Annotated in this window: 16 protein-coding genes, 1 pseudogene and 1 riboswitch; of the genes and pseudogenes, 2 read left to right on the forward strand and 15 right to left on the reverse strand. The window is 42.5% G+C overall.

The genetic code is table 11. The features are described 5' to 3' along the window. Nucleotides 1-5 precede the first annotated feature (5 nt). Nucleotides 6-1,124, reverse strand: a complete 1,119-nt coding sequence (locus M2353_RS18310) for a sugar ABC transporter substrate-binding protein (protein WP_284725856.1) — start codon at nt 1,122-1,124, stop codon at nt 6-8. 173 nt (nt 1,125-1,297) lie between these two features. Beyond that, nucleotides 1,298-1,407, reverse strand: a riboswitch (SAM riboswitch). 117 nt (nt 1,408-1,524) lie between these two features. Beyond that, nucleotides 1,525-2,952 carry a right-handed parallel beta-helix repeat-containing protein gene (locus M2353_RS18315; protein ID WP_284725857.1) on the reverse strand — a complete coding sequence of 476 codons (1,428 nt, stop codon included), beginning with the start codon at nt 2,950-2,952 and terminating at the stop codon, nt 1,525-1,527. Nucleotides 2,953-3,311: 359 nt separating this feature from the next. Between M2353_RS18315 and M2353_RS18320 the strand changes: the two genes are divergently transcribed. Further along, nucleotides 3,312-4,403: a branched-chain amino acid aminotransferase gene (locus tag M2353_RS18320; RefSeq protein WP_008345553.1), complete on the forward strand. Its 1,092-nt coding sequence runs from the start codon at nt 3,312-3,314 to the stop codon at nt 4,401-4,403. A gap of 324 nt (nt 4,404-4,727) precedes the next feature. Here M2353_RS18320 and M2353_RS18325 read toward each other — a convergent pair whose 3' ends face one another. The 13 genes and pseudogenes from M2353_RS18325 to sigY all read right to left on the reverse strand — a co-directional run bounded on the left by M2353_RS18325 (nt 4,728) and on the right by sigY (nt 15,984). Next, complete coding sequence (locus tag M2353_RS18325; RefSeq protein ID WP_025208200.1) at nt 4,728-5,126, reverse strand: hypothetical protein; 399 nt, start codon at nt 5,124-5,126, stop codon at nt 4,728-4,730. 117 nt (nt 5,127-5,243) lie between these two features. Next, nucleotides 5,244-6,572: a 6-phospho-beta-glucosidase gene (locus tag M2353_RS18330; RefSeq protein ID WP_007497885.1), complete on the reverse strand. Its 1,329-nt coding sequence runs from the start codon at nt 6,570-6,572 to the stop codon at nt 5,244-5,246. Continuing rightward, nucleotides 6,569-6,895, reverse strand: a complete 327-nt coding sequence (locus M2353_RS18335; protein WP_008345561.1) for a PTS lactose/cellobiose transporter subunit IIA — start codon at nt 6,893-6,895, stop codon at nt 6,569-6,571. Before M2353_RS18335 ends, M2353_RS18330 begins: the two co-directional genes overlap by 4 nt. A 26-nt stretch (nt 6,896-6,921) precedes the next feature. Next, a complete protein-coding gene (gene celB, locus M2353_RS18340; RefSeq protein ID WP_284725858.1) occupies nt 6,922-8,271 on the reverse strand; it encodes a PTS cellobiose transporter subunit IIC in 1,350 nt (449 codons plus the stop codon). 14 nt (nt 8,272-8,285) lie between these two features. Continuing rightward, nucleotides 8,286-8,591 (reverse strand): PTS sugar transporter subunit IIB, encoded by a 306-nt coding sequence (locus M2353_RS18345; protein WP_007497889.1) that lies wholly within the window; start codon nt 8,589-8,591, stop codon nt 8,286-8,288. Between the two features lie 127 nt (nt 8,592-8,718). Next, nucleotides 8,719-10,661 (reverse strand): annotated as a pseudogene (locus tag M2353_RS18350) (BglG family transcription antiterminator). 242 nt (nt 10,662-10,903) lie between these two features. Next, nucleotides 10,904-11,518 (reverse strand): class F sortase, encoded by a 615-nt coding sequence (locus tag M2353_RS18355; protein ID WP_284725859.1) that lies wholly within the window; start codon nt 11,516-11,518, stop codon nt 10,904-10,906. Nucleotides 11,519-11,587: 69 nt separating this feature from the next. Beyond that, nucleotides 11,588-12,946: a copper amine oxidase gene (locus tag M2353_RS18360; RefSeq protein ID WP_284725860.1), complete on the reverse strand. Its 1,359-nt coding sequence runs from the start codon at nt 12,944-12,946 to the stop codon at nt 11,588-11,590. 111 nt (nt 12,947-13,057) lie between these two features. Beyond that, nucleotides 13,058-13,171 (reverse strand): hypothetical protein, encoded by a 114-nt coding sequence (locus M2353_RS18365; protein ID WP_243824696.1) that lies wholly within the window; start codon nt 13,169-13,171, stop codon nt 13,058-13,060. Nucleotides 13,172-13,254: 83 nt separating this feature from the next. After that, nucleotides 13,255-14,625 carry an NADP-specific glutamate dehydrogenase gene (gene gdhA / locus M2353_RS18370; RefSeq protein WP_008345568.1) on the reverse strand — a complete coding sequence of 457 codons (1,371 nt, stop codon included), beginning with the start codon at nt 14,623-14,625 and terminating at the stop codon, nt 13,255-13,257. Between the two features lie 308 nt (nt 14,626-14,933). Then, on the reverse strand, nt 14,934-15,146 hold the full coding sequence (locus tag M2353_RS18375) for a hypothetical protein (RefSeq protein WP_017368315.1): 213 nt from the start codon (nt 15,144-15,146) through the stop codon (nt 14,934-14,936). Then, a complete protein-coding gene (locus tag M2353_RS18380; RefSeq protein ID WP_138279152.1) occupies nt 15,143-15,454 on the reverse strand; it encodes a YxlC family protein in 312 nt (103 codons plus the stop codon). Before M2353_RS18380 ends, M2353_RS18375 begins: the two co-directional genes overlap by 4 nt. Then, on the reverse strand, nt 15,454-15,984 hold the full coding sequence (sigY, locus tag M2353_RS18385; RefSeq protein ID WP_284725861.1) for an RNA polymerase sigma factor SigY: 531 nt from the start codon (nt 15,982-15,984) through the stop codon (nt 15,454-15,456). Before sigY ends, M2353_RS18380 begins: the two co-directional genes overlap by 1 nt. Nucleotides 15,985-16,473: 489 nt before the next feature. Between sigY and M2353_RS18390 the strand changes: the two genes are divergently transcribed. After that, nucleotides 16,474-17,505 (forward strand): pectate lyase family protein, encoded by a 1,032-nt coding sequence (locus M2353_RS18390; RefSeq protein WP_284725862.1) that lies wholly within the window; start codon nt 16,474-16,476, stop codon nt 17,503-17,505. The last annotated feature ends 18 nt before the right edge of the window (nt 17,506-17,523 follow it).

The raw sequence follows: 17,523 nt of genomic DNA on the forward strand, positions 1-17,523 counted from the left end.
GTAGTTTATTTTGCATAATGCTTCCTCAAGGTCTTCATCCAGTCTTCTTCAAAAGCAGTCGATGATCCGAATCCTTTTACTTCATCTGCAAGATTGACCATATTGATGGCCTTTCCTGCATCCTGAAGCTGCTTTTGTGAAATGAGAGAGGCCTCAAGGTCATAGGAAGATGGCGTTTTCTCGCCAGCTAGTTTCTTCGCAAGAATCCTTACGTCGATTGCGCCAATGAGCTTCGGATCGACAGCGGCAGTGTACTTCCAAGGACTGTCTTTCGCAGTCATTTCTTGCAGATCGGCATTAGACACATCAATACCGTATATTTTCACTTCGGTTCTTCCTGCTTCTTTTAAAGCTCTTGCGGCACCAATCGCAAATGCATCCCACGTGGCAAAAATCGCATCCAGTTTACCCTTTGGATATTTATTTAGCATAGCCGCAACCGCATTTTGTGTTTGAACTGATGTATCAGAGGCCGCAACGCCAAATCGGTCAAGTTCCTTGATTCCTGTATGCTGTTTGAGCGTTTCTTGGTACACCTTGTTTCGTCTCACCATTGGAGGGAATCCGTCTACCCAAAGATACGCAATATTTGCTTTCCCTTTAAAATCAGCCACGAGTGCATCTAATGATTTTTCTGCTAATTGCTCGTCATCTTGAGACGTCACTGTGACCCCTTTGATGTCCTTCAGCTTCGGATTTGAATCAAACGCCACAACTGGAATGCCCTTCGCTGTGATCTTCTTCACATCAGCGACTGTCGCCTCATCATCCCCATGAGAGATGATAAAGCCATCATAGTTTTCTTCTAGTGCTTGAGAAATGGCATCATGAAACTTCGCCGTATCACCATTTGCCGTGTAGACATCTACTGTAAAGCCTAGCGCTTCACCTTCTGCCTTCGTTCCTGCTAAAAACTGAGCAGTATGATCGTCCCCGCCAATTTTACGGATGACTTTAATTTTTGCTCCCTGTCCTTTTGCAAATCGCTTCGGGACATTGTCAAAGGAGACCTTTTCGTTTGCATTAGCCTTTGAGCCTGCGCTTGATCCCGTACCGCAACCAGATAATAGCACGGTCAGGACCGTCAATAATACAAGAGATGATGTCCAATATTTACGTTTCATTGCTGTTCCTCCTCAAGTTGTTTTATTTTTCACATCGGAAAACTAGGTAAAGAAGTGGAAATATGCCTGTGAACCCAGTCTTTTGATTCTAAAAAAAGAGATCAAAAAAAGCCTCTCTTGATAAAGAGAGGCTTGATCACCGTTGCATGAAACATGTATCGGGAAGTCTTCCTCTCTTATCTGTCAAAGCTGTAACAGCTTTGCAGGAATTAGCACCAATTTCTTAAATAGAAACGGTTGCTGGGCGTCATAGGGCCAGTCCCTCTGCCTCTCTTGATAAGAGATCCGTTATGAAATTTGTTTTAGTTGAAATGTCTTCTTTACTTTAATGTGATGTCTCATCAATGTCAATGACTTTTTTGAAAATTTCTAAAATGATCACTTGCACCGAATACCTTGTTTAACTGCCGATGATTTTCTTAGCAGGTGATGATGCCTTAAGACGGAAATCATATTTTTTCTCATTCACAAATTGGGGATTAAGGTGTGCTGATCCTTTATCTTGACCGCTTTTCGAGCGATACGTTTTGTAGCCTTCCAGCCATTTCCCGCGCCATACCCATTGTGAGGCTTTTGCACCTTTGCGGTCATCGTAGACATTCTTTTGGAATGTATTCTTCTTGTTCACTTCGTAGAGATTCACGACTAAGTAATGCGAAGCACTGGCTGTCATGATATTATTCGTGATTCGATTGTTCACCGATTGATATTGCATGAGCAATTGACCGCCTTCTAAGCCGGCTGTGTCATTTTTGTACAAAATGTTATGGGAGATGGTCGTGTTTGTGGTTCCGCCCCGCTTCTTGTCATAGCCGCCAATGGAGATGCCTGTATAACGATTTAAATATACTTGATTGTGCTCAATGCGAATGCGTTCGGCCATCTTCCCTTTATGTTCACTTGTGACCTCAATCCCAAGGTCATTATGATGGCTGATGTTATGATCAATCACGATGTCTTTCCCGCCATCCACATAGATTCCTCCTGCGGAGATGTCCTTGCCGTACGCTGGATTCCCAACACTCGTAATCTCATAAACTTTGTTTCTAGATACGACACCATTTCGCACTTGATCATACTTTTTAGAAGGTGCGACATTCTCAAAACCAATTAAATCAATCCCGATATTGTCCGTATGCCGGACTGTATTATGTGTCACGCGGAAATTTTTCACGTTTCCGTTTAGCACAAGGGCTTCACTAAAACCCAACTTTAACTTTTCCACAGTGTTTCCTTTGATTTCGATGTCTTCAATGGCTGCAGGTGCTTTCGTTCCATAGACCGCAATGCCATGAGCATTCCCATTTTGATGTGTCGTCTGAATGTCGTACACACGGTTGTTAAGCAGTTTGACGCCTTTGCCGCTTCCTGTGATGAATATACCAATGGGTGTCACATCTTCTTGATTCGTTTTAATATGACCGACTGTCAAACCTTTCAGGGTGATATAGCTTTTTTGATCAATCTTCACAAGACCACCGTCTGCTTGATTTCCTTTAAGAGATGCTCCGCTAATGACAGGCTTCTCTTTTCCATACGCTTGAAAAACAACTGGTGCTTTCTTTGTTCCAGAATGGCGGACAATCAATCTCTCTTTGTATGTACCGCCTCTCATATAAACTGTTGTCCCAGCTTTCGCGATACTTGCCGCTTTTTTCAGCGTACGGAAAGGCTTTTGCTTTGTCCCTGGATGTTTGTCGTTCCCATTTGCTGCGACGTAATAGGCAGTACCTTGCTTCGCACCAGCCTCCTCCGTCATCGCTTGACAGCCAAAACTAATGGCGGTCATCAATAAAATCAATAAGGCGCCTGATATCATTCGTTTCATCTCGTTGTTTGCTCCCTTCCACTCTCTTCTACCTTTATCGGTTAAAAAAAAGAGGATTAAAATATGGCAATGCCCCTTGCAATGTACTAGTCAAAAGGTGTATGGTTGAAAGAATATCTTACAGGAAAACAAATCGCTTTTAAATTGTCAGATTAATCAGTTAATAATGAAATTGGATTTTATTTCTAAGGGGAAACTTCAGTAAAACCACGACAGAGAGGAGGAAAGCGCTTTAACAGATTTTTCTTGTCTGAATTCCAGAAAACCTATTGCTAATATTTTGTGAAGGTATAGAATAGAATCATAATTATTTCATATTATTAGAATTTTCAAATAATCAAACAGCAAGGAGATTTACGATGCCAAAACAACCCATCCGCGTTGAACTTAGTTCAACAAAAAAACCAAAACCTCAATCTGATCAACTTGAATTCGGAAAAATCTTCACAGACCACATGTTTGTGATGGATTATTCAATTGATAAAGGCTGGTATGATCCGAGAATTATCCCTTATCAGGCGATTCCAATGGACCCAGCTTCTATGGTTTATCATTATGGCCAATCTGTTTTTGAAGGCTTGAAGGCGTATGTGTCTGAGGATCAAAAGATTCTCTTATTCCGTCCCGAAAAAAATATGGAACGCTTAAACAGATCAAATGATCGCCTATGTATCCCGCAAATTGATACAGAAACGGTTTTAGAAGGCTTAAATGAACTCATTCGCATTGATAAGGATTGGGTACCTGATGCAGAGGGCACTTCTTTGTATATTCGTCCATTCATTATTTCTACTGAGCCCTATTTAGGTGTTGCACCGTCAAGCACCTATAAGCTGATCATCATTTTATCTCCAGTAGGTTCTTATTATAAAGAAGGCATCCATCCGGTCAAAATTGCGGTGGAAAACGAATTTGTCCGCGCTGTTAAAGGCGGAACAGGAAATGCCAAAACAGCTGGAAACTATGCATCAAGCCTGAAAGCACAGCAAGTTGCTGAAACGAAAGGATTTTCACAAGTCCTGTGGCTTGATGGCATCGAGAAAAAGTACATTGAAGAAGTCGGCAGTATGAATATCTTCTTTAAAATCAATGGAGAAATCGTGACGCCTGAACTGAATGGCAGCATTTTAGAAGGGATCACACGGAATTCTGTGCTTGAGCTGTTAAAGCATTGGGAAATCCCTGTGACAGAACGTAAAATTTCAATTGATGAGTTAATCGAAGCACATCAGTCAGGTGAACTTGAAGAAATCTTCGGGACAGGAACGGCAGCCGTCATTTCTCCTGTCGGTGAATTAATTTATCACGATCAGCCATACGTCATTCAAAATGGTCAAACAGGCGAAGTATCGAAGAAATTGTACGAAGCGATTACTGGAATCCAAAAAGGAACTCAGCCAGATATCTTCGGCTGGACAGTAGAAGTCGATTCGGTCGTCAAGCAGGCATAAGCAAACGAAAGAACCTTTCATTTGATGAAGGGTTCTTTTTTTGTTTCTTTATCTCCTTCGCTACCTCATAATGGAAAATATGGATCTATTCCACGCTTAAGGAGTGATGATATGTTTTTTACTTATTTACTAGCGTTCTTTGGGATTTGCATCGGATCGATCATCATCGCTACAGGTTTCGATGATTCATCGTTCTTCACCCGTTTTCTATTTAAGTTTCTCGGAATTTCTATCCTTGTTCTTTCCATTACTTTTGTAAAAGTGAGGCGAATGAGGTTACGCAATAAAAAGGCGAAAAAGACTTAGATGTCAGTCAGCCTTCAATCAAATCGTGCACCAAAACAAGACCGAGATCCCCACAATGGCCCCTGCATATATCCACTGTTTCCCTTTGATACTCCGCTTTCTCTCGATCAGTAAAAAGATCTCTGGTAAAAAGACGATGATGATTTCTAGGATAAAAACAAGATGATAAACTGGCGGCATCGGCTGGAAATCAAAGTCTCTTTCATCTCCACCGATGGTTGCGAAATACATTAACAGATTGGTTACTGGAATAGTAAAACAAACGAGCAGGCGGAGAACATACATCCACACATCCTGTCTATGCCGAATCAGGCCAATAAATGAAGCGATGATTCCATACAAAAACAAAACCACTGTGCCGTAACTCAGTAGAGGTTGAACGATAAAGCCGTAAAGCATTAAACCAATTGCCACCATATTCTAACCGTCCTTTCTTTGAAGCAGTACATGTTGTTTTTTCTATCATACACTGCTTTCTCCGGTTTCCATATGAAAAAATCATAAAAAACGACCCCATAAAGGGGCCATTTTATTTTAAGCATTCACTGATTTGAAGAACTGCGGTAAATATTCACGGTGCGCTTCAAGCATTTCATCTAAGATTTGCTTTGCAATTTCGTCAGAAGGAACGAGTGGATTGATGGTCATGGCGACAAGAGCCGTCTCGTAATCTCCTGTCACAGCTGCTTCAGCTGCCACACGCTCGAAGGACTTGATTTGTTGAACGAGTCCTCTCACAGCCACAGGCAGATCACCTGTCGCGATTGGTTTTGGTCCGTCCTTTGTAATGATACAGTTCACTTCAACCGCTGATTCGGCCGGAATGCTGGCAATCGCTCCTCTGTTCACTGTATTTACCGGTTGAATGTCATGTTTATCATTATAGATGGAGCTGATCAAATTACATGCTGCATCGCTGTAATAAGCCCCGCCTCTTTTTTCGAGCTGCGGCGGTTTAATCGATAAATCTGGGTCTTTATATAACTCAAATAGTTCATGCTCGACTTGCTGCACAACCTCTGCTCTTGTTCCTTTTTCTTGAGCCGCTTTTTGTTCTTCCTCCAGCATATCTTTCGTTTTATAGTAATAACGATGATACGGACATGGAATGACCCCTAAGCCTTTGACGAAAGAAGGCTCCCAGTTTTTCGCTTCAATATTCCTCATGGACCACTGGCTATTTGGATTTCCTAATTCATCGAGCACTTGATCCATAATGCTGACCCCGTCTAAATACACATCTAAGCCATAGACCATGTGATTGAGGCCTGCAAATTGTACTTCAATGCGTTCGACATCGACATCCAGCGCTTTTGCAATGCCCATTTTGATTCCAATCGGCACATTGCATAGACCGACCACTTTTTTCAGATTCGTGTAGCGTAACACCGCCTCTGTGACCATGCCCGCTGGATTTGTAAAGTTCACCAGCCAGGCATCTGGGCAAAGCTCTTCCATATCCTTCACGATGTCTAGAATGACTGGAATGGTGCGTAGACCTTTAAATAACCCGCCTGGACCATTCGTTTCCTGTCCAATGACGCCATATTTAAGCGGGATTCTTTCATCCTTGGCTCTGGCTTCGAGCAGTCCTACACGAAATTGTGTCGTGACAAAGTCCGCATCTTTCAGAGCTGCCCGGCGGTCAAGAGTGAGGTGCACTTCAATCGGCAAACCTGCTTTTTCGACCATACGTTTTGCAAGGGCACCTACGATGTTCAACTTTTCCTGACCCGCTTCAATATCCACAAGCCATAATTCCTTTACAGGCAATTCTTGATATCGTTTAATAAACCCTTCGACGAGCTCAGGCGTATAGCTTGATCCACCGCCTATTGTGACAATTTTGATTCCGTCTTTCATGAATTGACACCTCCGAATTGCTTCATTTTTTCATGGAGCTCAATGATTTCAGCTGCAAGCTCCTTGACGGTCATTGCGTTCATCAGATGATCCTGTGCATGAATCATCAAGAGACTGACGTCGGTTTTCTCTCCTCTGATTTCTCCTTGGATCAGCTCTGTCTGTGCGTGATGCGCCTCATTTAACGCGTCTTGTGCTTCCTGCAATTTTTGCTTCGCCTCATCAAAATTGCCTTGCTTTGCACATGTAATGGCCTCCATGGCCGAGCTTCTGCCATTACCACCGTGCAAGATGAGTTGAAACACAATTTGTTCCATTTCCATCGGCCGCATCCCCCTTGTTCCCTCTATTACATGCTGACGACATTTTCATCTGTTGATGCTTTTGCTTCAAGCTCATTTTCTTCTTTCAATTTCTGCTTATCCCACATTCTAAAGAATGGATAGTATAGCGCAAATGACAAGGCAAGGTTAATCAGCTGCATGACCGCGCCAGAGATTTTCCCACCTGTTGCGAGATAGCCTGAAATGATTGGCGGCATTGTCCACGGGACAGCGATCCCTGCCGGTTTTGCTACAAGTCCTGTGCTCATTCCGATATATGTGGTGATGATCATCATAATTGGGGTAAGGATAAACGGAATGAGAAGCATTGGGTTCATCACAATCGGCATTCCAAAAATGATCGGTTCGTTGATGTTAAAGATGGCTGGCCCAATCGCAAGACGGCCAAGCTGTTTCATTTGTTTACTTCTCGCACGCAAGATCATGGTCAGTACCAAAGCAAGCGTCGCGCCGCTTCCGCCGACATTGATAAAGATTTCAAAGAACTGCGCTGTGAAAATATTCGGCAGCACTTCTCCTGCTTGGAAGGCAAGACGGTTTTCATCCATCGCACCGAGCCAAATCGGACCCATGACTCCGCCGACAATGGTGGCTCCGTGAATACCACATGCCCAGAGGAGCATTTGTACACCGATGGCAACGATACTTCCGCCTAAGCTTCCACCAAGAATGGATAGTGGTGTGCCTATTAAGACCGTGATGATATTATGAATACTCTCAAAAGGTGTCATCTCAATCAGAAGCCTAGCGACCCAGATCAGCGTGATGACCACAAAACCTGGAATAAGTGCGATAAACGATTTACTAACTGCTGGCGGTACACCATCAGGCATTTTGATGACGATATTCCGCTGTACAATAAAGCGATAAATTTCGGTGGAAAGCATGGCAATAATCATGGCAACGAATAGCCCTTTACTGCCCATCAGTGTGACGGGAATACCGCCATTCACTAGGATAGCTTCTGTTGATCCTTCAGGTGTGAACGGTACTTGATAAGGTGTGGCTAGGAGGAAAGCTGCGACAGCAATTGCACCAGATGACAGTGCATCGACTGCATACTTTTCAGCTAACCTGTACGCGATCCCAAAGGTCGCAACAAGTGCCATAATGTCAAAGGTGGCATTCACAGGATAGGATAGTTTCGTGGCCCATTCGGCTCCGAAGACACTTGCCATAAAATCGCTGTATCCTGGAATCGGAAGGTTGACTAAAATAAGAAACAGTGAACCGACGATAATGAGAGGCATGGTTAAAACGATTCCGTCACGCAATGCTTGTAAATGTCTTTGAGCGGCAATCTTTCCTGCAAACGGCATAACCTTCTCTTCTAGAAATCGGTTGAATCCATTCATCCCTTCCGCCCCCTTTATCCGTTCACTAACTGTTCAGCAGATTTTAAAACCTCAGCACCATTACATACGCCATAATGCACGGTATTAATCACGTCTACTGGAATTCCTTTATCTTCTCCGAGTTTTTTCATTTGCGGTAATAAATAACGAACTTGAGGTCCTAATAAAAGCACATCGGCTTGATCAATATGATTTTTTGCAGCATCTCCAGATACTGCCCAAATACGATAGTCTTTTCCTTGTTCTTGTGCACTTTTCTCCATTTTTGTGACAAGTAAGCTTGTTGACATACCTGCTGCACAAACTAATAAAATGTTCATTGTAAACGCCCCCTTTTTGAAGTATGAAGCTTTTCTTTACACATTCATCATATTATGAAACCGCTTTCATAAACACCCATACTTTTTCCTTTAGGAAGCGGAAAAAGTTAATATCAATATCACACCATTAGTTCTTGTACGAAGGCGCTTTTTTATCCATGACATCCAGCATGTCTTCAAAGGTGTCACAGGTGATGAGGTGCTGAATAAATTTCACATGATGGACAAGCTCTCCAAGCAGACGGTACATGCCTTTTAAGTCTTTGGCATTCTCTTTTTCGACACAAAGCAAGCACACAAATTGAACTTTTTTCTCTCCCCAAATAATCGGTTTTTCTAATGTACAGATCGCCCAAAACGTCTCTTCTGTCAGCGGGGTCATCGGATGCGGAATCGCTGTATAATGCCCAAATGAAATCGGTGCAGACGCTTCTCTTTCCATCACAGATTGTGTAAGTTCTGCTGGCGCTAAGCCCATGTCAATGACCTTTTGCGTGAGAAAGTGTATGACCTCTTCCTTTGTTTGAAAGCCACGTTTTGTAAAGACCAATTCCTTTTTCATATATTGCGTAGCTAATGTCACTCTTGTTTCACTTGTCAAAGCTTCTCTATTTTTAAAAAATCACTGCCTCCTAAAATCGTGTTCACTTGAATGACCGGAATCGGTAAATCCATATGAATAGGAATGGTCGTAATAATTAAATCCAATGCATGTAAAGAAACATGCGGAAGGGAATAAAGCTCTGCTGTGCCTAAAATGGTCAGCTTCGACCCAAATTGTGACCGCAAACGATCTTGAAGTAGCCTTGCACTCCCAGCACCAGACGCACAGACAATCAGGCATCGCTTCGGTGGTATCTCCATTTTCCTGCGCTCTAAGGCCGCACCAAAATGAAGTGCCATATAGCCGATCTCATTTTCATGAATGGACAATCCTGTCTCTTGTTCAATGACCCTGCTCGCCACAATCCCTGCTTCAAAGGCAATTGGATAGCCCGCTTTGATCTCATCAAGCATTGGATTTCTTAAATTCATTCCATACTTACACCGATTGATCGCTGGCTTTAAGTGCAAACTGAGGCCAATCAGCAATTCCGCATCTCCCGCTAAATCCAGCTGCAATTTTTGATCAATGGCTTTCAGCATCAGCTGAACAAGACGGCTCGTGTCATCATCCACAATTTGTTTTTGACCGCCCGTTGAAAAAGACTGTACCATTTTGGCTGTTCCTAGCAAATGAATGGCGATATAAACGATTTCCTCTTGTGGAAATGAGACATCCAGCAGCCCTTCAAGACGCTCAACCATTTTTTTGGCTACCTTGTATTCTTTTGCTCTTGGGATTTCGTTGATTTCTTCAGGCAGCACAGATACATAGTTTCCGTGTCTAATCCGTTTACAGGCAATAGCAATATGAACAATTAAATTATTCATGCAAATGTCTGATAGATTCATTTTTTCCTCGTTGATATAATCAATCATGGTTCTCTGAATCAATTCCAGCTCATGTTTTGGCAAAATCGTAACCGCCGTGTTCAGCATTGTTTGATAGGAACGCCGTTCATTGAATAAATATTCTGACATGCAATAACGGATTTTCATCTCAGATCCTTTGATCCGGCAGCCTTTATTCGGCTTTGCTTCCAGCTTCAGATCAAAGGGTTCGAGCTTACGTTTGACCCATTTCATGTCATTACTCATCGTCGATTTACTAATAAACAGCTGCTCCTGTAAGTCTTCCAGCTTCACATATGATTCCGCTAGAAGCAGCTTTTTCAAAATAAATCGAACTCGTTCTTCTGGAAGAATAGCAAGCGGTTCTTCCTGTTCGACTTCTTCCTTCATAAAACGGCGAAAGGCATTCTCATCGTTGATCAACAGCTCATAGCCAGCGCCTCTAACAGCTGATACAGCTGCTTGATAAGGGGCTAGACGCTCATTCAGTTCCTTGATGTCTGTTCGGATGGTGCGGCTTGTCACTTGTAAACTGACAGAAAGCGCAGCGCTCGTGAGAGGAGTCTCAGCTGCCATCAGCTGACTTAAAATGTGCGCCAGTCTTTTACTCAGCATTAGGTCGGCCTCCTTCATTTAGGGTGGAGAATCTGCCTTGTTTGGACAGGTTGTATACGCTTACAGTTCTCTTCATTACTCATATTCTACTGAAAAGAAATAAAAATTGCCAACTCATTTATATGACAAACGCCCCTATTTATACAACCAACCATATCTAATGACCTATGAATCTTCTTCTAAGATGCTGTTGTGGAAATCATAAAAAAAAGGCGTTACACCTCCGTGTATCCGCCTTTTTCTTATGAGGAAATCAGTTGTGTAAAGACAACCAATCTTTTTTCATGTGTACCGGCTGCATGATCAAAAGTTCCCGTACATGTGATGAAATTGAGATTCCGTGTAAAGGCGTACCCGAAAAAAGCATTTGGTTTCTCTTCGCGCGGATAGCTTTTCACCTTGAGAACCTCAAAGGTTCGCTTTTCCCCTGACGAGGATGTCACGATGACTTTGTCTCCTTTTTTCAGCTCCTTTAGTCGATAAAAAACAGAAGGACCCCATTTATTATCAACATGACCATTTATGACAGCATTCCCTTTATCACCAGGCTTCGGACCATCTTCAAACCAAGCTGTGTGATCTGTATTTTGTGGAACACCCATACTGCCATCCTTTGATAAAGTCGTTTTCTCCACTTTTGCTTGGACATCAATCGCTGGAATGGAGATGTCAGCTGGCACAATACCCGATGGCTCATCTTTTAACGTGTCGTGTGAATGAGATTGATTCTTGGCTTGTTTTGCTGTCATTGGCTCAGAAGATGATGCAGTTTCAGAGGATGACTTTTCATCTATTGATTGGGATGCGCAGCCCGTGATGATGAAAAGCGTCAGAATACCAAACAGCCATCTTTTCACGCAAGTCGACCTCCTTTTGAAGAAAGGAACGGCACGATTGTGCACGTTCCCTCTTGTCTTGATGCCTGCTTAATTTGATGGTTTACGGCGAATGAGGAAGAACGCCCCCACTGCACCTCCGGCTAAGATGAGACTTGCCATCATCCCAGCAAATGCTTCATATGACATACCTAATGGACCGGCTGTGCCTCCCATACCTGTTTTCGGCATCTCATTTGGCATGTTGGATTTGAACATGTCAGGATGCTGATCGACAATAGCTGATGCGACATCTTGACCAACCATAAACATATGGCCGTATGCTTCTCTGACAGTCGGGTACAGCTGATCATATTCACCATGATGATAAGACGTGTACGTTTTGATGAGCTCATCAATATGGGTTTTCAACCCAGCTCCATCTGTCGCTTGATCTAAAAATTTTGCTTGCTTCATACGGTAAGCATCTAAATCTTTGACAGCCTTTTCTTTTGCCTGCTCGTCTCCTGATGCATCCGCTTTAACATAATCAACTAAATATCCGATATGACTTGACCAGATCGTTTTAAATTGTTTTCCTGCATCTTTTCCATAAACAGAAGCGATCGCATCTGATAAATCATTTGTATTTTCATTTAAGGCTGCGGCCGCTTGGTCAAAGTCCTTGCTGCCATCATTCCCTTTTTGCATTGCCACTACCGCGAGTGCCAAATGCTCTGAGAACAAGTAGTTTAAATCCTCACGAAGATCTGCCGCTGGAGTATCGACTGATTTTTGATCAAATTTCCCAGGAAATTGATCTGTAATCGCCCATGATACACCTTTACCTACTTCAAACATATGATGAATGGATTTTCTGACCGTTTCATAGGTTGTATCAAAATCCTTTTCTGTGTAACTGTCAAAAGCTTTTAGCAGTTCATTGACGTGCATCTTTAACCCTTCTTCAAGTTCACTTGCTTTCAATCTTCCACCTGTTGCTTTATCAAGCATATCAGCTTGTTTCATGCGGTATTGATCAAGCTCTTTGACCGCTTTCTTTTTACCTGCTTCATCTTTTTTCGCTGTCGCTTGTACATAATCAACGAAGTAGCCGATATGGCTTGACCAAATCTCTTTGAATTGTTTCCCTGCTTTTTTTCCATACACAGAGGCGATCGCATCTGATAGATCATTCGTGTTTTCATTTAACGCTGCTGCTGCTTGATCAAAATCTTTACTGCCGTCAATTCCCTTTTGCATCGTGATCACTGCTAAATAAGCATGCTCTGAGAAGAGCTGATCAAGCGCTGCGCGAAGATCCGTTGCTTTATTTGACACCTCTTGTGATGATGACGACTTTTTTGCATCCCTATGCATATGTCCTTCGTGTGCACTTGCCATTTGAGCAGTTGGTAATAATAATGCTGCACTAAGCGGGATCGTTAAAAATGCTTTTTTCATTTTCATCTGTTTTGCCTCCTCTTTCCGTTTGTTATGTACTTAACGAAGAGAGAAGTGATATGGATCATTCACACAACATATTTTTTTGTTTCATTCATTTCATAAAAAAAAGCCGGATTACCCGGCTGATACGTTACGACTTTTGGATGCTTTTCGTTCTTTGTATATTTTCCTCGCCACTGGATAAATCACTGGTGCCCATTTGACAATTTGTTTCAGCCACTTTTTCATTTTCTCCCGCGCCTCCTTATTGTCATTCTTACAAGACGATTCCCGATCTTGTCATGAAATAAACAGGTGCGGGAGAGCAGGAGTTAAATGACGCCTTGTGCGATCATGGCATCTGCCACTTTGCGAAATCCTGCAATATTTGCGCCTACCATTAAGTTTCCAGCGTATCCGTATTCTTCAGCTGTCTCAGTACACTGACGATAAATCGACTGCATCATTTGTTTCAACTGACCATCTACTTCTTCAAAAGTCCAAGACATTCTCGCACTGTTTTGCGCCATTTCTAACGCCGAAACACCCACTCCCCCAGCATTTGCTGCTTTTGCTGGTGCAAACAAAATATCATGTTGTTCAAATACTTTGACGGCCTCAAGTGTGGACGGCATATTGGCCCCTTCTCCTACAGCGATGACACCGTTTGCCACTAGCTGCTGTGCTTGCGACTCTGAAATTTCATTTTGGGTCGCACATGGCAGCGCAATGTCACAAGGGAGAGACCAAATTTGTTCGCAATCTTCAATCAATTCAGCATGCGGGTGAATGTCTATGTAAGCACTAATTCGCTGGTTATCGACTTCCTTCAGCTGCTTCACTGTCTCAAGTGAAATGCCTTGAGGGTCGTAAATGGCTCCGCTTGAATCACTACAAGCCACTACCTTTCCGCCTAATTCCAATACTTTTTCCATTGCATAAATCGATACATTTCCTGACCCAGACACAACAACAGATCGTCCTTCAAATTGCATTCCGTGGGCTTTTAACATTTCTTCCATAAAGTACACCAGTCCATAGCCGGTCGCTTCTTTTCTTGCTAAACTGCCTCCGAAGCCAGGGCTCTTTCCTGTCAGGACACCTGCTTCATACGCACCACGCATTTTTTTGTACTGGCCGAACATATAGCCGATTTCGCGTGCGCCTACCCCAATATCTCCTGCCGGCACATCTTGATCAGGTCCAATATAACGACTGAGTTCACTCATAAAGCTTTGAACAAAGCGCATGATTTCTCCATCAGATTTCCCTTTAGGGTCAAAATCTGATCCACCTTTTCCTCCGCCGATCGGCAAACCTGTCAGTGCATTTTTAAAGATTTGTTCAAATCCTAAAAACTTGATGATGCTGGCATTGACCGATGGGTGGAAACGAATGCCCCCCTTATAAGGACCGATGGCACTATTAAATTGAACCCTGAATCCTCTGTTCACCTGTACTTTGCCTTCATCGTCTACCCACGGTACACGAAACATCACAAGCCGCTCAGGCTCAATTAAGCGTTCTAAGATCCCCTGTTTTTCATACTCTGGGTGTTTTGCAAAAACCGGGACGAGGGATTCCAGAATTTCTTTCACGGCTTGCTGGAATTCCGCCTCGCCTGGATTCCGTTTTTCTACATCCTCTAGCACACGGTGGATGTAGCTTTGTGCTGTTTGTGCTGCTCGATCTAAGGTCAACATGTCTCATCTGCCTCCTTGTCAATATCTCACTCTTTGGTTGTTAGATTTTCTAACGCATATTGAGATTAATTTAACACCATTTGTAAAAACTGATCAATATTGATAACAGATGAAAACGATGCCGAAATGAGATAGATCAAGCAGAATCACCTTCCGTCATGAAAATGACCCGCTCAAAGAATGACTATCGTGCTAGAAATGACGAACTGGACGTTCAACATCCCGCTTTCTTTGACACATTCATGAAACTTTCATTTTTTCTAGATGATGATCATTCAAAAAAAAGGTCAAAAGTTGTACAACGTCTTTCAATCTTTCCTGAGCTTTTCTCCTCTTTTACGATCAGGTAAGACAACACACAGCCAATATAAAATAGAAGAAGATGGGAAGTTGATTAATCCAATGATGCCCCAGAACCATTTATAACGCCCTCTTTTCTTGGCATCCATAAATAAAAGAAATCCTTGTGCAAACAGTAACGGCAATACGCACAATAAGATGATCATATCTGTCTGACTCATAAGGAGGACCCTCCTTTAATATGTTGATATTCCTTGATGCCGACAACCACACAGAGTGGCACGCTCACCACTTGGAGAAGAATGAAGATGATGGGCAAATGAGTAATGGCAGCTGCAAAAAGTGTCATGATGGTCAGACTGACGATGATGTACGCCAGCACTTCTTGTTTAAAACGTTTTTTCTCTTTTTCCTTTGCCTGCTTTAGCATCAACATCAAAGCTCGTTCACTCGGCTTTTCTACTTCGATTTGTTCATCGAGCTCTTGCAACTCCTCTTTTAAACGATCGGCGAAACGATCTTCTTTCATCAGTTCCACTCCTTTCGAATTTTCTTGATCCCATGATGAACCCTCGATTTCACCGTACCTTCTCTCACCCCGAGCATCGAAGCGATTTCAGGGTAAGTAAAGCCATAATAGTAATGGAGAAGGATCGGTGCTCTCTCCTGAGCCTTTAACTCATTTAGAGCATCCCACATGTCATGCCAAGTATGGCCTTTTTGCTGAACATCCCATTTGAACCGGCGGATGGCTTCTTGATTCGCCTTTCCTTCTCTCGTTTGTTCACGTTTTCTTTTCTTTTGATGATCTAAAAATTGTCTAGATGCAATGGACATGAGCCATGTTGAAAATAATGAATCTCCTCTAAAAGAAGAAAGTTTCATGTACGCTTTGAGCATCGTTTCTTGCATGATCTCCTCTGTCAACTCTTGTTGAAGGGTCAGTTTCATCAAATAACGGTAAAGAAACGAATAATGATGCCGATAAAGGGCGGTAAATGCGGCATCATCCCCCTGTTTTGCCCGCTTGATCCATAAAGTCTCCTCGGTCTGCTCCAAACACGTCCCTCCTTCCTTTCTATCTCTTATTAATTAGACGACACCGGTGATCGTATCGTTTAAAATAGACCTTCTTTTTTTAAATTGGAGTCTTTTCTACCTACTGTTTAGCGCATGGATCTATTTGATATCCAATTTTTTCTTATGTAATGATTATGACATGTCTTTGTCTCTAACAAAATGACGCTTTCGTAATCATCTTGATTTTCCTTGAAAAGAAGAACGTCCTTTTCATAATCACTAGGTTACCCCAATACCTATCGTCAATGATCCTTGTCTCATGTAGATAAATTGAAATAATCATTGCCTTAGTTTCCTTGAAAATCGTGGAATACTTCGTTCCAATTCTTAGCCGATGATACCTTTTTGCGTGCTATGCTCTTCCTACATTCCGAAAGAGGCGATGCTGGCGAAGGAAGGAGGAGCGGTTGAATCGCAGCTTATTTTGGAAACGTTTACATTAAAACAAAATATAGAATGGAGATGTTCATGTTGAAGAAAAAAGTTCCAATGTTAGCTGGTGTGTTAGCGGTTGGTCTCGTGACTTCATTATTTGCGCCAAATGGGGAGGCAAAAGCAGCAACGAAATATCCAGAAAGCCCTTCGATTATGGCCAATTTTAATCAGCAAGGATTCTCCACATTAAATGGCGGTACAACAGGCGGTGAAGGCGGTAAAACGGTGACGGTGAAAACGGGAAATGAACTATTAGCTGCCCTCAAAAACAAAGGAACAAATGAAAAATTGAAAATCGTGGTAGACGGAACGATTACTCCTTCTAATACATCAGCCAATAAAATTGATGTGAAAGATACAAACAATGTCTCCATCGTCGGTAAAGGGACAAACGGCGAATTTAATGAGATTGGTATTAAAGTGTGGCGTGCCAATAACGTCATCATCCGCAACCTCAAAATCCATCACAGCAAAATCGGTGATAAAGATGCCATCGGAATCGAAGGTGGTTCTAAAAACGTATGGGTCGACCATAATGAACTCTACAACACTTTGAACTCTGGGAAAGATGACTATGATGGGTTATTCGATGTGAAAAATGACTCCGATTACATTACGTTCTCATGGAACTATGTCCATGACAGCTGGAAAACAATGCTGATGGGCAGCTCCGATAACGATAACTACAACAGAAAAATCACATTCCACAACAACCGCTTTGAAAACTTGAACTCTCGTGTACCGTCTATGCGCTACGGAGAAGGTCATGTGTATAACAACTACTACAAAGGCATCCATACAACTGCGATTAACTCTCGTATGGGCGCAAAAATGAGAATTGAGCACAACGTATTTGAAAATACAAACAATGCCATTGGCAGCTGGGACAGCCGTCAAGTCGGTACATGGCATGTCATCAACAACTCATATATTAACAGCACAGGTAGCCTGCCAACGTCTTCAACAGGTACGTACAACCCTCCTTATAACTACTCTTTGCTTAACGTGAACAATGTGAAATCAGAAGTTGTATCAAATGCGGGTGTAGGAAAAGTAAACCCTTAAGCCCCAAAAAACGTTCGG

This window comes from Bacillus aerius (genome assembly GCF_029894105.1).
GTDB classification, from domain to species: Bacteria; Bacillota; Bacilli; order Bacillales; family Bacillaceae; genus Bacillus; species Bacillus altitudinis.